14 protein-coding genes are annotated in these 13,696 nt (G+C 67.8%); 2 read left to right on the top strand and 12 right to left on the bottom strand.

The genetic code is table 11. The features are described from left to right. The first annotated feature begins 106 nt into the window (after nucleotides 1-106). The gene (locus ACFV15_RS35440) at nucleotides 107-985 is read left to right on the top strand and encodes an ABC transporter ATP-binding protein (protein ID WP_378356129.1); all 879 of its coding nucleotides are present in this window, start codon (nucleotides 107-109) and stop codon (nucleotides 983-985) included. Beyond that, nucleotides 982-1,794 (top strand): hypothetical protein, encoded by an 813-nt coding sequence (locus tag ACFV15_RS35445; protein WP_378356131.1) that lies wholly within the window; start codon nucleotides 982-984, stop codon nucleotides 1,792-1,794. Before ACFV15_RS35440 ends, ACFV15_RS35445 begins: the two co-directional genes overlap by 4 nt. Nucleotides 1,795-1,921: 127 nt before the next feature. Here the strand turns inward: ACFV15_RS35445 and ACFV15_RS35450 are convergent, their stop codons facing one another. The 12 genes from ACFV15_RS35450 to ACFV15_RS35505 all read right to left on the bottom strand — a co-directional run bounded on the left by ACFV15_RS35450 (nucleotide 1,922) and on the right by ACFV15_RS35505 (nucleotide 13,693). Beyond that, nucleotides 1,922-2,596 (bottom strand): hypothetical protein, encoded by a 675-nt coding sequence (locus ACFV15_RS35450; protein WP_378356133.1) that lies wholly within the window; start codon nucleotides 2,594-2,596, stop codon nucleotides 1,922-1,924. Nucleotides 2,597-2,662: 66 nt separating this feature from the next. Then, the gene (locus tag ACFV15_RS35455; RefSeq protein ID WP_378356135.1) at nucleotides 2,663-3,178 is read right to left on the bottom strand and encodes a hypothetical protein; all 516 of its coding nucleotides are present in this window, start codon (nucleotides 3,176-3,178) and stop codon (nucleotides 2,663-2,665) included. Between the two features lie 70 nt (nucleotides 3,179-3,248). Continuing rightward, complete coding sequence (locus tag ACFV15_RS35460; RefSeq protein ID WP_378356136.1) at nucleotides 3,249-4,196, bottom strand: SEC-C metal-binding domain-containing protein; 948 nt, start codon at nucleotides 4,194-4,196, stop codon at nucleotides 3,249-3,251. Between the two features lie 11 nt (nucleotides 4,197-4,207). Beyond that, nucleotides 4,208-5,176, bottom strand: a complete 969-nt coding sequence (locus ACFV15_RS35465; RefSeq protein ID WP_378356189.1) for a hypothetical protein — start codon at nucleotides 5,174-5,176, stop codon at nucleotides 4,208-4,210. Between the two features lie 78 nt (nucleotides 5,177-5,254). After that, nucleotides 5,255-5,842, bottom strand: a complete 588-nt coding sequence (locus ACFV15_RS35470; protein ID WP_378356138.1) for a hypothetical protein — start codon at nucleotides 5,840-5,842, stop codon at nucleotides 5,255-5,257. Between the two features lie 36 nt (nucleotides 5,843-5,878). Next, on the bottom strand, nucleotides 5,879-7,138 hold the full coding sequence (locus tag ACFV15_RS35475) for an MCE family protein (protein WP_378356139.1): 1,260 nt from the start codon (nucleotides 7,136-7,138) through the stop codon (nucleotides 5,879-5,881). Next, a complete protein-coding gene (locus ACFV15_RS35480) occupies nucleotides 7,138-8,322 on the bottom strand; it encodes an MCE family protein (RefSeq protein WP_378356141.1) in 1,185 nt (394 codons plus the stop codon). The genes ACFV15_RS35475 and ACFV15_RS35480 overlap by 1 nt, the downstream gene beginning before the upstream one ends. Then, nucleotides 8,322-9,503 carry an MCE family protein gene (locus ACFV15_RS35485; protein ID WP_378356143.1) on the bottom strand — a complete coding sequence of 394 codons (1,182 nt, stop codon included), beginning with the start codon at nucleotides 9,501-9,503 and terminating at the stop codon, nucleotides 8,322-8,324. Before ACFV15_RS35485 ends, ACFV15_RS35480 begins: the two co-directional genes overlap by 1 nt. Then, nucleotides 9,500-10,486, bottom strand: a complete 987-nt coding sequence (locus ACFV15_RS35490; RefSeq protein ID WP_378356145.1) for an MCE family protein — start codon at nucleotides 10,484-10,486, stop codon at nucleotides 9,500-9,502. Before ACFV15_RS35490 ends, ACFV15_RS35485 begins: the two co-directional genes overlap by 4 nt. After that, nucleotides 10,483-11,514, bottom strand: a complete 1,032-nt coding sequence (locus ACFV15_RS35495; RefSeq protein WP_378356146.1) for an MCE family protein — start codon at nucleotides 11,512-11,514, stop codon at nucleotides 10,483-10,485. Before ACFV15_RS35495 ends, ACFV15_RS35490 begins: the two co-directional genes overlap by 4 nt. Further along, nucleotides 11,511-12,857 carry an MCE family protein gene (locus ACFV15_RS35500; protein WP_378356148.1) on the bottom strand — a complete coding sequence of 449 codons (1,347 nt, stop codon included), beginning with the start codon at nucleotides 12,855-12,857 and terminating at the stop codon, nucleotides 11,511-11,513. Before ACFV15_RS35500 ends, ACFV15_RS35495 begins: the two co-directional genes overlap by 4 nt. Continuing rightward, nucleotides 12,854-13,693: an ABC transporter permease gene (locus ACFV15_RS35505; RefSeq protein ID WP_091293562.1), complete on the bottom strand. Its 840-nt coding sequence runs from the start codon at nucleotides 13,691-13,693 to the stop codon at nucleotides 12,854-12,856. Before ACFV15_RS35505 ends, ACFV15_RS35500 begins: the two co-directional genes overlap by 4 nt. Nucleotides 13,694-13,696: the final 3 nt, after the last annotated feature.

A 13,696-nucleotide genomic window follows, 5' to 3' on the forward strand; every position in this document is an offset into this window, starting at 1 on the left:
GGTTAGAACCGGCCGTACCACTCACGACCCCCGATGGGACCCCCGGCAGTATGGATCTTCGCGTTTCGGCAGCGTGCGGACAGCGATCGTAGTTACGATCCGCTGCGTGCTGAGTGTGCGTGGCCTGACGAAGGTCTATTCGGGCCGGACGGTGGTCGACAACGTGTCGTTCGACCTGCAGCCGGGCACCGTCACGGCCTTTCTCGGGCCGAACGGCGCCGGCAAGTCGACCACGCTGCGGATGATCACCGGGCTGACCCCGCCGACCCGCGGTGGCAGTCAGATCGCCGGGAAGGCGTTCCGTGACTGGCCCAACCCCGCCCACATCGCCGGGGTGCTGCTCGACGCGACCGCCGTGCACCCCGGCCGCACCGGCGGCTCCCACCTGCGCAACGCCGCGCTGCTGATGGGCGTGCCGTCGCACCGCGTCGACGAAGTGCTCGGGCAGGTCGGGCTCGGCGACGCCGGCGGCAAGAAGATCGGGCAGTACAGCCTGGGCATGCGGCAGCGGCTCGGGCTGGCGCACGCGCTGATGGCGAACCCGCCGGTGCTGATGCTCGACGAGCCGATCAACGGGCTCGACCCGGTCGGCATCCGTGCCGTGCGTGAGCTGCTGCGCGGGCACGCGGCGCGCGGTGGCACCGTGCTGCTGTCCAGTCACGTACTGTCCGAAGTGGACCAGACGGCCGACCGGATCGTGATGATCGGCAACGGCCGGATCGTCGCCGACGGCCCCATCCGCGAACTGCTCTCGTCGCACCGCTCGCTGGTGCGCGGGCCCGACATGGCCGCGCTTGCCGGCGCGCTGCAGCGTGCGGGCATCCGCATCCAGCCGAGCCCGGACGGGCAGATACTGGCCGACGCGCCGAGCCAGGTCGTGTCGGACATCGCGTTCAAGGCGAACGTCCAGGTGCACGGCATCACCGACCATCAGCAGAACCTCGAAGAGCTCTTCTTCCGACTTTCCGGGAGCAACCACCGATGACCGCGCCCGGCTATCACCCGGCTGCCATGGCGCCGCCGCAGCCGCCGATGAGCTTCCCGCGCGCGATGCGGCGCACGCCGTTCGCCAAGCTCGTGCTGGTGGAGTTCCGCAAGCTCAGCGGCACCCTGTCCGACCGGATTCTGCTGATCGTCGGGCCGCTCGTGCTGATCGGCGCGAACGTGCTGCTGTTCCTCAACATGGACAACGCGTCGGACATGGCCTCGGCGAGGGACCAGATCACACCGACGTTCTACCTGCTGCGGATCGGTCACGTGATCATCCACGCGGCGCTGATCAAGCTGATCGCGGGCGAATGGCAGCACCGCGCCGCCCAGCCGACGCTGCTCGCCCAGCCGTCGCGGGGACGCTACTTCCTCGCGCAGGCCACGGTCGTGTTCGTGCTCTGGGTGTTCTGCGCGACGCTGCAGACCATCCTCACGCTCACCCTCTCGCCGGTCGCCGCGGCCAACTCCGGCGTGGTCTACCTGCTGAGCTACCGCGTCGGCTGGGTGATCGGGGTGTGCTTCCTCGGCTCGCTGCTGACCATGCTGGTCGCGCTGACGGTCGCCATGCTGGTCCCGAACGCGGCGGGCGCGCTCGCCATCTACTTCGCGACCGTGCCGGCGATGCTGACCATCTCCGGCCTCGCACCGAAGGTCTTCGCCTGGTTCGACCCGTCGACACCGGCGGCGACGCTGGCCACGCTGTCGGCGATAGACGGCCCGGTGCCGTCGATCGTCTCGCTCCTCGTGTGGCTAGGGCTGCTCGGCTTCGCCGGCTACCGCGTCTCGCGACGCGACCTCGCCTGAGGGTCGGGCAGGTTGCGGCGGGTGCCGCAGGGGCGGTTTGAACGTTGCGAACGGGGCGTTCGCAACGTTGAGCGACACATACGCCCCGTTCATTCCGTCCACCCCCGGCATTGGGCGCGCACGAGCTCTAGGCGGTCGCCAGCGAGCCGCCGTCGGGGTCGATGCCGCCGAGCGCGGCGAGCGCGACCTTCTCGACGATCGGGCAGGCCTCGGCCATGAACTTGTCCGTGCCCGCGCGGTCGACCTTGTAGTTCGTCATCGTGTAGTTGAGCTCCGGGTAGCTCGCCGCGGTCTCCTTGGGCAGGATCCCGCGGAACTGCAGCGCGCTGGGCGATCCGGTGTCGACCGTCAGGTAGCAGCCTGGCTGCCCGCCGTAGAAGTCGATGGTCTCCGTCGCGTAGTAGCGGTCCGCGAAGATCATCCGCCGGAGGTACTGGGCCTGGCCGGCGCCACGCCAGACGATTGGGAAGTACCGGGGCTCCGAGGCGTTGGGCGTCGGCTTCTCCTGCACCCACAGCTCTTCGAGCATCCGGTCGCTGCCCTTGATCGCACAGGAGCCCGGCCCGGCGGGGCCGGGCGGTATCACCCGCGCCTCACCCAAGCCGACGCTGCTCAGCAGCTCCGGGGTGAGCCCGTCGCAGTTGTTGTGGAAGGGGAACTTGCGGTCCGTCGACTTGAGATCGTCGTAGGCGATCGCCTCGGCGGGCAGCTTGGGCGCGGGCTTGCCTGGCGGCGGTCCCGGCGGCGACGAACAACCCGCCACCACGGTGGCGGCCAGCAACGCGGCAAGACGGATCTTCACGACGGCAAGTCCACCACAGAGCGCGGCCCGTGACCTCCGAAACCGCGCAGAATGTCCACGTTCAGGTCACGCGGGCTGCAGCGGCACGACGATCTCCTGCCGCAGCCAGTCGTACTGCGCCTGCCACATCTCCCGCGTCGGCTCGTCGGGACACGCCATCCCGTCGACGAGCTCGCCCAGCGACCAGCTGAACAGCCACGCTTGGATCGCCACACAGAGGTCCAGCGCGACGGTCCCCCACAGAAACCGGTCGTGCCAGCCGTCCAGTTCGACCACCCCGCCGTTCTCCGGCAGCTTGGCCAGCAAGGTGGCGAACCGGTTCGCGGCCGGGATCAGCATCTCCAGCTCGGACGCGGCGAGGACGTTCTCCCCCATCCGCCTGCCCCAGAGCACGGCGTCGAGCCGCTTGTCGATCGGGCCGAGCTCCTCGCCTCCGGAGTGTTCCGTGAGGCGTCTGAGCGCGAGCTTGTGCAGGCCGTCGACGTGCGTGCGCAGCAGGTCGACGTAGCCGGGGTGGAAGACCCCGATCCAGTCGTCCCCGCGCTTGTCCCAGCTGACCGCTCCCTGGAACGGGTCCCCCATCGCGCTCCTCTCGCCTCCCCCAAAGACGTACGAGGCCGCGAGAAGGTTCCCCCGAAAGTGTTAAAGCCGGTCAGCGGGAACGGGGCAGGCAGCATTTCTTGTACTTGGCACCCGAGCCACACCAGCACTCGTCGTTCCGACCGGGCGGCCAGGCGATTTCGACGTGGCCGTCGGCCAGATCCGCCTCGTAGGCGTCGATGAAGTCAGGCGCGTATTCGTCAGGTCCGGCCAAGTCGATGAGCTCGCGGACCTTGCCCGGCAGCACGGCGAACGGACCAGGCTCCTGTGTCGCGCCCAGCTGCATTTCGTACTCGACCATGGCCCGGTGGTCGTCCCAGGTCTGACCGAATTCCTTGCTGAGCGCGGGCCAAAGCAGCACCAGGCGCTCGAACTCGGCGCGCGGCCAGACCAACATCGCGGAGCCGCTGTACTCCGCGGGCTCCGAGGTCCCGACCTTCTCCGCGAGCGCGTCGAACTCGTCAGCGCGGAGTCCGAGGCCCTTGCGTATCCGCATGCGGATACGCAGCAACGTCCCGGCCGCCTGGTTGGCGCTCAGCTTCGGATCCCGGTTGATCGCTTCGGGCAGTGCTTCGGTCATCCAGTCGACGGCCAGTTCGGCGAGCCCGTGCTCTTCCATGGTGTCCGGCAGCCGGTGGGCGACCGATGAGTCGACGGCCAGCAGTGGCCGCATCGACTCGAACCGGGCCATCGCCTCTTCGGTACGGCCGAGCTTCCACAGATAGTCGCCGACCCGGACGAGGGCGCCGTTCGGGTCGAGCGTGCCTGGTCGCTTGCTCTCCTCCACCGCACGCTCGGCCAGCTCCAGAGCGCGCTCGAGGTCGCCGGCCGACTCGAACTTCTCCGCGGCCAGCGCCAGTGCGTACTCGGCGTCCGACGGATCGGCGAGCCGGTTCCCGTCCACGATCCGGATGAGCTGCTCACCCTGCTCGCGCTGATCCTCGCCTGCCACGATCATGCCGAACGCGTCGAGATCGTCCGACGTGAAGAGGTCCGCCATGCGGGAAGAGCTTACTTGGACGGCGGCGGGCTCACCGGCGCGGAGCTGGACGGCGACGCGGCCGCGGGCGGCTGAGCCTGGGGCGCGACGTAGGTGTCCATGTCGGTGATCTTCCACTTGTCACCCTGGAGCTGGGCGTTCAAGTGGAGCTGGGCGCTGCCTGCGGTGGTCGCCTTGGTGTCGGTGCGGGTCGAGGACTGGTCGATGAAGACCATGACCTTGGCCAGGTCGCCGTTGAGCATGATCACGGCCGAGCGGGTGACCGTGCAGGTGACGACCATCTTCTGCTGCGGCGCGAGGCGTTTCACCTCGCCCATGAGCTTGGTGTACTTGTCGCGGACGCCGTCGGTGACCAGCAGGTCCTTGGCCGCGTTCTCGGTCTTGGCGATGTTGTTGAAGTCGTAGGAGAACAACGCCTCCGCCGCCTTCGAGACCTGGTCCTTGACCTGCGCGGTGCGCGCGACGTCGAGTAGCGCCGTGTTGCCGGTCGCCGAGGAGACCTCGGAATCCTGGATGCGGAACAGCACCGCCGCGCCCGCGAGCAGCACGCCGACCACGATCAACGCGATCGCCATCAGCGTGTCTTTGCTCGGGCCCGGCTTGGCGGGCACCGGTTCTTCGACGACCTCGGTCTCGGCCTCGTCGAGGCTGGACGGCTTGGTCGTGCCCTCGTCGCGGGTCTTCGCGCGCGGGCTCGGCTTCGGCTTCGGCGCGGCCTCGGGAAGCTCGGCGACCTCAGGCGCCTCGCCAGACTCGACGTCCTCGGGCACCTCGGTGTCCGAGGGCTCCTCCTCGACCTCGGGCTCCTCGACCGTGGGCGCCGCGTAAGCAGGCGCCTCGTACGCGGACTTGGGCGCGGGCCGCGGCGCGGGCGACGGCCGAGGAGTGGGCCTCGGCTTCACCGGCTCCATCACCTGGGTCGACTCGGCCTCGGTGACTTCGGGCTCCGGCGCACCGGCAGGCCTGCGTAGCCCGGCCACGCGGGGTTTGCGCACCGGCGGGGTCGCGGCTGGCTTACGGCGAGAGGGGGGCAACACAAGCTCCGTTCCGAGGTGTAGCTACTGGCCGGCGGCGACGAGTGGCACGTCGCCGATGCCGGACAGCTTCCAGGCGTTGTCGGCGGGGTCCCTGGTCATCTGGACCTCGATCCTGATGGCCTTGGGCACGGTCTTGTCACCCTGCTTGACCTCGAGGGTGACCGCGGCGAGGAACTTCGCCTTGCCCTGATGGTTGTCGAGCTCCTCGACACCGATGTCCTGGACGGTGGTGGTGACCTTCGTCTTGGCCTCGGCGAGCGCCTTGCGGTACGTCGGCTCGCTCTTCGCGAGCTGCTCCTTCATGCCCTGGTCGGAGAGGTCCTTCTGCTTGGCGAAGAACGCGTCCAGGTTCTCGAAGTCGACCTCGGTGTACGCCTTGATCGCGGCGCGGCCCGCCGTGACGACCTCTTCGCGCGCGGTCGCCAGGTCGGCGTCGTCACCGCTGGAGTGCACCCACCACAGGACGCCGAACACGGCGGCGGCCAGCAGCGCGGCGAGCGCGAAAGCGGCCGACCCGAGCAGCAGCCAGCGCGGCTGCGGCGACGCCGATTCGGTCTCGGCGGGCTCCACCGGGTCGACGGTGTCCACCGATGACTCGTCCGAACTCATAACACTCCAGAGTAGGTAACCACTGTCAGATCTCGGTCAGAGCCCCATCAGCTGGGGCAGGCTCAGCAGCGTGACACCGGGGCTGCCCGCGATGCCGGGGATCGCCTTCAGGCGCGCGTCGGCGAGCTCCTGCGCGCTCCTGCCCTTGTTGGCGTTGACCTCCGCCTGCGACGGGATCACCGGGACCCCGTTGAACGGCGCGTTCTGCGCACCACGCACGTCGATCGGGCTGCCCTTGGGTTCGGCACAGTACGCGTCGGCCTTCGCCTCGCGCGGAGCGGTCTCCGTGGCCGTGCGGAACTGGTTGTACGGCAGGTAGCCCTTGGTGCACGACGGCGGGTTGAACAGGTTCAGCGCCAGCCCGAGGTGCGCGGTCCCGTCGCCTGGCGCGACCGTCTGCGCGCCACCGGCGAGCAGCGGATACGTGACCAGGCCCTGCTCGATGCCGTCGAGCCTGGTGACCACCAGGTTCGACGTGGTGAGCAGGTTCGCGGTCAGCGCGCCGAGACCCGGTCCGGATTCGGCGAGCACCTCGCTGATCTGGTTCGCGACCCGAGGCGTGATGCCGATCAGCTTGCGGAGGTCGCCGTCGGACGACTTCAGCTGGCCGGTCAGCTCGTTGAGGCTCTTGCTGAACGACGCGAGATTGCCCGCTTCGGCGTTCTGCGTGTCGATCACCTTGCGGCCCGCGTCGAGCAGCTGCACGGTCTGCGGCAGGTAGTCCTGCGCGGTACCGGTGAAGCTGCGTGCGGCGTCGAGCAGCTGCTGCAACGCGGGCCCGGTGCCCTGGAAGGCGTCGTACGACTCGTCGACCACCTTGCGCAGCGCGTCGGTCGGCACGGACGCCGCGAGCGAGTCCAGGTCGCCGATGACGCGCTCGGTGCTGACCGGGGTCTTGGTGCGGTCGGCCGGGATCACCGAGCCCGACTTGAGGAACGGGCCCGCTTCGCTCTTCGGCCGCAGGTCGACGAACTGCTCGCCGACCGCGGACCGGTTCGCGACCACGGCTTCGAGATCGGCTGGCACCTGCGGAGCGCTCGGGTCGATGTTGAGATCGGCTTCGAGACCGGTCTTGGTCAGCCGCATCTCCCCGACCCGGCCGATGTTGTAGCCGCGGTAGGTCACTTCGGCGTTCTGGAAGATCCCGCCGGATTCGTTGAGCTGCAGCTTGACCGTGTACCCGCTGTCGCCGAAGACCTGGCCGAGCCCGGCGAACCGGATCAGCGCGTACACGATGAAGACAACGGAGATGATCGCGAAGGCGACCAGCTGCAGTTTCGTCCTGCGCAGCAGCATCAGATCCCCCCGGACAGAAGATTGAAGATCCCGCCTGGCCCGGTCTGCTGCGGGCTCGCGCCAGTGCCGCCGGTCGGCGCCTGCTGGCCGCCGAACAACCCGGGGATCGGCAACGGCGGATTCGGCCCCGCACCCGGGACGCCACCGGTCAGCCCCGGCACCGGGAGGACGCCGTCGAGCGGGTTCTGCCTGCTGCGGCCCAGGTTCGCCAAGATCTCGTTCAGGTTCAGGTCGACCTTCGCGTACAGGTTGAAGTAGTCGCCCTTGACCGCGTCGTACGCGCTGTCCGCGAACGGGAACGTCAGCAGCAACTCGAGCGCCTTCGGCAGGTTGGAACCTGCCTCGCCGAGCTTCTGCAACGTCGGCAGCAGCGCCTTGAGGTCGGCGACCAGGTCTTCCTTGCTCTTGTTGATCGTCTCGGTCGCGACGCCGGAGAGATTGTTGAGCGCGTTGAGCATGGTGACGAGCTGGCCACGCTGCTGCTCGAGCACGCCGAGCCCCGGTCCGAGGTTGTCGATCGCCTTGACCGCGGTGTCCTTCTGCGCGTTGAGCGTCGAGGAGAGCCGGTTCAGCCCGTCGAGCGCCTTGGTGATGTTGCCGGACTGCTTGTCCAAACTGGACACCAGCTCGTCGGCGTTGTTCAGCAGCGCCTTGATGTCCGGCTCGCGGCCCTCGGTGGCGTTGTTGAGTTCCTTGGTGATCGTGTTGAGCTGGTCGACCCCGCCGCCGTTGAGCAGCAGCGAGAGCGAGCCCAAGATCTCCTCGACCTCGACGTTGCGGTTGGTGCGCGCGAGCGGGATGGTCGCGCCGTCGGCGAGCGTGCCCTGACCACCGGACGGCGCGGCGAGCTCGACGAACTTCTCGCCGAGCAGGCTCGACTGGCGGATGTTGGCCAGCGCGTTGGCAGGCAGCTTGACGTCGCCGTTGACCCGCACGGTCACCTCGGCGTTCCAGCCGTCCTTGGCCAGCCCGACGGCCTCGACCCGGCCGACCGGCACCTCGTTGACCTTGACCCCGGCCTGCGGCACGAGGTCGAGCACGTCACGGAACTGGACCTTGAGCGTGTACGGGTGATCGCCGAGCTCGGCGCCACCGGGCAGCGGGATGTCGTAGATCCCGCTGAACCCACACCCGCTGACGCTGAACGCGACCGCGGTCACCGCGAGGAAAGCCTTGGTACGCATCACTTTCCTCCCGTGGTGCGCGGCGCGCCGGTGAGCGGCAGCGGCAGCTCCGGGATGGTCCCGTTGTTCGACGCCGCGATGACCTGCGCGATCGACGGCAGCGGCACCGCGCCGTCGACCAGCCCGGCGATCGACTTACAGGTGTCACCGAGCAGGTCGAGTGCCTTCGGGGTCTGCTTGACCAGGTTGCAGATCATCACCAGCGGCGGCTGGGTCAGCTCGTTGAGGTTGGCGCGCGCGTCGAGCGTGCCGGACGCGGCGTTGTAGCTGTTGACCACGTTGCCGAGGCCGACCGGCGCCACGTCGAGGATCTCCGCGAGCGCGCCGCGCTGGTCGACCAGCGTCTTGGTCACGCTGGCCAGTTTGTCCACATTGGACTTGAGCCGGTCGCGGTTGCGCTCGATGAAGTCACTGACCGACTCCAGCGTGATGCTCAGCTGCTTGACCGTCTCGGCGAGGTTTTCCTTTTCCCCGGCAAGGAATCCGCTGACATCGGCGAGCTGCTGCTCGAACTTGCGTACCTGGCCGTCGCTGTCGGCCAGCGTCTGCGAGAAGCCCGCGAGGTTCTGGATGGTCTTGAACAGGTCGTCCTTGTTGCCCGCCAACGTCCCCGACGCCTGGCCGAGCTTGGTGATCGTCTCGTTGAGCGCCTTGCCGTTGCCGTCGAAGTTCTTCGCGACGGTGTTGAGCAGGTCCGACAGCGAGCCGTTCTTGTTGGCGCCGTTCGGGCCGAGCGACTCGGTCACCCGCGCGAGGCTGGCGTAGAGGTCGTCGACCTCCAGCGGCACCGAGGTCCGGTTGAGCGGGATGGTCGCCCGGTCGGCGATCTTGGCGCCACCCTTGTACGCGGGCGCGAGCTGCACGTACCGGTCACTGACCAGCGACGGGGCCACGATCAGCGCCTGCGCGTCGGCGGGCACCGGCACCGAGCTGTCGTACTCCAGCTCGACCTTGACCTGGTTGCCGATCGGCTCGACCTTGGTCACCTTGCCCATGTCGACGCCGAGCATCCGCACGCTGTTGCCCTCGTAGAGGCCGACGGCGGTGGCGAAGTAGGCGGTCAGGTGGTTGCGGCCCGCGTCCTTGAGCGTCCACCAGAGCGCGGTCGCGACGACCAGCGCCAGCACCACCGCGATCGTGAAGCCGCGGGTGAGCGTCTGTCCCAGCCGGGTGCTCATCATTTCTCGTAGCACCCCTCTTCGTTGATCGGGCCGATCGACGGCAGCAGCAGGCCGCAGATGTAGTTGTCGAACCAGCGGCCGTTGCCGACGGTGTTGGTGAACACCCTGATGAACGGCGCGAACTTCGCGATGCCCTGCGCGAGCGAGTCCTGGTTGCGCTGCAGCATCGAAGTCAGCTGGTCGAGCTGCGCGAGCACCGGGTCGAGCTGCTTGTCGTTGTCGTCGACCAGGCCCTGCAGCTGCGTGGCGAGGTTCTTGGTGCCCTCGAGCAGGTTGCTGATCGCCTGCTTGCGCTTGGCGACCTCGGTCAGCAGCAGGTTGCCGTCGTCGAGCAGCTTCTGCACCTCGGCGTCGCGGTCGACCAGCGTCTGGCTGACCTGGCGGGTGTTGGCCAGCAGGTTCGCCAGTTTCTGGTCGCGCGAGGCGATCGTGTCGGACAGCTTCGAAAGGCCGTTGAGCGCGCCCTTCACGTTGTCCGGGGTGTCCTTGAAGGTGTCCGAGATGACGTCGAAGCTCTTCGCCAGCTGCGTGGTGTCGATGTTGTCGACCGTGCTTGAAAGGTCGCGGAACGCGTCGAGCACGTCGTACGGCGCCATCGTGCGGTCACGCGGGATGGTCACGCCGGGGTCCATCGGCTTCGTGCCCTGCGGGTCGAGCGCCAGGTACTTCTGGCCGAGCACCGTCTTGATCTTGATGGCGGCGCTGGTCTTGTCGCCGATCCAGGCGCCGGAGACCTTGAACGAGATCTTGACCTTGTCCCCGTCGAGCGCGACGTCGGAGACCTTGCCGACCTTCACGCCCGCGACGCGCACGTCGTTGTCCTTCTGGATGCCGGAGGCCTCGCTGAAGTCGGCGCTGTAGGTCGTGCCGCCGCCGATCACCGGGAGATCCTCGGAGTTCAGCGCCGCGATCAGGCCGAGCCCGAGCACGGTGATGCCGACCAGCGCGATCGGCACCGGGTTGCGCTTCTGGAACGACTTCATGCGCCACACCTGGCCCTGGTCGCGGGCATGATGGGCAGGTCGATCGGCTCGTTGATCAACGGGGGCAAGGCCACACTGCCCTTCGCCTCACAGAGGTAGAAGTTGAACCAGGAGCCGTAGTCGGCCGTGCGCGACAGTGCTGCGACCTTCTGGGGCAGGAACTGGATGAAGTGCTCGACGACCGGCTCGTTGTCGTTGAGGTTCTTGGTCAGCGTGCCGAGCGCGGCGATGTCGTCCTTGAGCGGCTGACGGCCCTTCTCCAGCAGCCCGGCCGTGGTGTCGGCGAGCTTGCCGAGCGAATCGATCGCGTCGCCGATCGGCTTGCGGTCCTGCGCCAGTCCCGAGACCAGCTGCTGCACCTTGACGATCAGGTCGGACAGCTGCGGGCTGTGCGCGTTGACCGTCTCCAGCGTGCTGTTGAGGTTGTCGATGACCTGGCCGATCACCTGGTCCTTGTTGGCGATCGCGGTGGTCAGCGACGCCGTGTGCGCCAAGAGACTGTCGATCGTGCCGCCTTCGCCCTGCAGCACCTGGATGACCTCGTAGGACAGCTTGTTGACGTCCTCGGGGTTGAGCGCGACGAACAGCGGCTTGAAGCCGTTGAACAGCTCGGTCAGGTCCAGAGCCGGCTTCGTCCGGTCGATCGGGATGCTGCCGCCGGGCTCGAGCATCTTGCCCGAGTCGTCGGTGCCCTCGCCGAGCGAGACGTAGCGCTGGCCGACCAGGTTGCGGAACTTGATCTGCGCGGTGACCCCGGCGGGCAGCCTGCGTCCGGCGTCGACCTCGAACTCGACCTCGGCCTGGCGCTTGTCGACGATCTTGACGTCCTTGACCTGGCCGACCCTGACCCCCGCGATGCGGACGTCGTCGTTGGCCAGCAGCAGCGTCGCGTCGGAGAAGCGCGCCTTGTAGCTGTTGGTGCTGGTCGTGTTGATGTTCGCGATGCTGATGCCCAGCACGGTGGTGAACAGCACGGTGATCACGATGAAGATGCTCAGCTTGATGAGCGGTGCGAGCAGTCCCCTCATTTGACCGTCACCTCCGCACCCCGGTAGAGCGGGCCGACGAGCAGCGTGGCCCAGCTGGGCACGGCCGCGGCGTCCATGCCGACCTGCGGGCCGAGCAGCTGGGCGAGGAAGCCCTGCTCACCGGCGGTGTTCGCCGGGTTGCCGCCCGCGGCGCCGTTGCCGTTGTAGCCACCGGCGTCGGCGATGAAGTTGCTCGGGTTGAGCCCGTCGTCGATGGTCTTCGCGGCGGGCGGCGAGACGCTGCCGTCCTTGATCGGACCGTCCGGCGGATGCTGCGGGAAGTTCGCGGGCGGATTCTTCATGGCGTAGCAACGCGGTCCGCGCTTGTCGAGGAACTCCGGCTCGTCCCTGCCCGCGATGTACGGCCCACGGGTGGTGGTGATCTCGATGGTCGCGTGCAGACCGGGGTGATCGGTGCCCTTGCCGAGCGCCTTGTCGATCTTGGGCACGAGATCCGCCATCTGCCCGATCACGCAGGGGTACTCGGGCGCGTACTTGGCGAGCAGCTCAGCGGTCGGCCGCGCCGTGTCGGCGAGCCGGATGATGTTGTCGGAGTTGGCCTCCAGGAACGCCTGCAGGTCCACCGACGCCTTGGTCATGCTCGCGTAGAGGTTCGAGAGGTTCGACTGCTGGTCCACGATCGTCCTGGTCGTGGTGCTCAGGTTGTCGAGGCTCGACACCAGGTCCGGCGCCACCTTGTTGACGTTGTCGGTGAACTTCGTGAACGCCTGGAGATCGTGCTGCAGGTCAGGCAGCAGATGCGGGTTCAGGTCACCGATGTACTGGCCGAGCTGCGCGAGCGTCTCACCGAGCGGCTTGCCGCGGTCCTGCAGCGCGGTCGAGATCGCGGTCAGCGTCGCGGAGAGCTTCTGCGGCTGGACGGCCTGCAGCACGGGTAGTAGGTGGGAGAAGGCCTGCTCCAGCTCGACCGCGTTGGAGGTGCGGTCCTGCGGAATGACGTCGCCGTCGTGCAGTGCGCGCGCGGACGGCTGCTCCGGGATCTCCAGCGAGACGAACCGCTCGCCGAACAGCGTCTTCGGCAGGAACCGCGCGGAGACGTTCTCGGGGATGAGCTGGGCGTGCTCCGGGTCGAGCGCGAGCGTCAGCTCGGCGCCTTCCGGGGTGGCGTCGATGTTCTTGACCGAGCCGACGATCAGCCCGCGCACCTTGACGTCGGACTGGGTGATCAGCTGGTTGCCGATCCGGTCAGCCAGCAGTTTCACGCTCACCACCTTGGTGAACGCCTTGTCGTACAGGGCGATGCTGAGCGCGACGCCTCCGACGAGCACGACGATCAGCGCGAGGCCCAGCAGCCTCCGCCTGATCGTGGCGATCCCGCTCATCCAGCGATCCTTACCGTCACGTCGGTTCCCCAGATGGCGAAACCGATGAAGAAGTTCACGATCGAGACCGTGACAATGCTGAGCCGGACGGCCTTGCCGACCGCCACGCCGACGCCTGCCGGGCCGCCGCTGGCCCGGTAGCCGAAGTAACAGTGCGACAGGATGATCAGCACACTGAAGATCAGCACTTTTATGAACGAATAGAGCACGTCTTGCGGTGGTAAGAACAGGTCGAAGTAATGGTCGTAGGTTCCGGCTGACTGGTTGTAGATGTAGATAACGACCAAGCGTGACGCCAGATACGAACTCAGCAGGCCGATCACGTACAGCGGGATGACCGCGACGAACCCGGCGATGATCCGGGTGGTCACCAGGTACGGCAGGCTCGGCACGCCCATCACCTCGAGCGCGTCGATCTCCTCGGAGATCCGCATGGCCCCGAGCTGGGCGGTGAAACCGGCGCCGACGGTCGCCGACAGCGCGAGCCCCGCGACCAGCGGCGCTATCTCGCGGGTGTTGAAGAACGCGGTCAGGAAGCCGGTGAACGCCGAGGTGCCGATCGAGTTCAGCGCCGAGTAACCCTGCAGGCCGACCAGCACACCGGTGAACAACGTCAGGCCGACCATCACGCCGACCGTGCCACCGATGACCGCCAGCGAGCCGGATCCGAAGCTCACCTCGGCCAGCAGCCGCAGGATCTCCTTCGTGTACCGGCGGATGGCGCGGGGCGTCCACGCGAGCGCGCGCCCGTAGAACGACATCTGGTCGCCGAGCGTGTCGAGGGTCTGTAGTGGGCGGTTCGCGATCCGCTTCGCGCCCTGGGTGAAGGAACTCATGGG

It is taken from the genome of Amycolatopsis sp. NPDC059657 (genome assembly GCF_042734395.1).
Lineage (GTDB): Bacteria > Actinomycetota > Actinomycetes > Mycobacteriales > Pseudonocardiaceae > Amycolatopsis.

What these genes read in the sequence shown, in the direction of transcription:
- ACFV15_RS35445 (WP_378356131.1), top strand. Translation starts at nt 982, where the DNA reads ATGACCGCGCCCGGCTATCACCCGGCTGCCATGGCGCCGCCGCAGCCG.
- ACFV15_RS35455 (WP_378356135.1), bottom strand. Translation starts at nt 3,178, where the DNA reads ATGGGGGACCCGTTCCAGGGAGCGGTCAGCTGGGACAAGCGCGGGGAC.
- ACFV15_RS35460 (WP_378356136.1), bottom strand. Translation starts at nt 4,196, where the DNA reads ATGGCGGACCTCTTCACGTCGGACGATCTCGACGCGTTCGGCATGATC.
- ACFV15_RS35470 (WP_378356138.1), bottom strand. Translation starts at nt 5,842, where the DNA reads ATGAGTTCGGACGAGTCATCGGTGGACACCGTCGACCCGGTGGAGCCC.
- ACFV15_RS35475 (WP_378356139.1), bottom strand. Translation starts at nt 7,138, where the DNA reads ATGCTGCTGCGCAGGACGAAACTGCAGCTGGTCGCCTTCGCGATCATC.
- ACFV15_RS35480 (WP_378356141.1), bottom strand. Translation starts at nt 8,322, where the DNA reads ATGCGTACCAAGGCTTTCCTCGCGGTGACCGCGGTCGCGTTCAGCGTC.
- ACFV15_RS35485 (WP_378356143.1), bottom strand. Translation starts at nt 9,503, where the DNA reads ATGATGAGCACCCGGCTGGGACAGACGCTCACCCGCGGCTTCACGATC.
- ACFV15_RS35490 (WP_378356145.1), bottom strand. Translation starts at nt 10,486, where the DNA reads ATGAAGTCGTTCCAGAAGCGCAACCCGGTGCCGATCGCGCTGGTCGGC.
- ACFV15_RS35495 (WP_378356146.1), bottom strand. Translation starts at nt 11,514, where the DNA reads ATGAGGGGACTGCTCGCACCGCTCATCAAGCTGAGCATCTTCATCGTG.
- ACFV15_RS35500 (WP_378356148.1), bottom strand. Translation starts at nt 12,857, where the DNA reads ATGAGCGGGATCGCCACGATCAGGCGGAGGCTGCTGGGCCTCGCGCTG.
- ACFV15_RS35505 (WP_091293562.1), bottom strand. Translation starts at nt 13,693, where the DNA reads ATGAGTTCCTTCACCCAGGGCGCGAAGCGGATCGCGAACCGCCCACTA.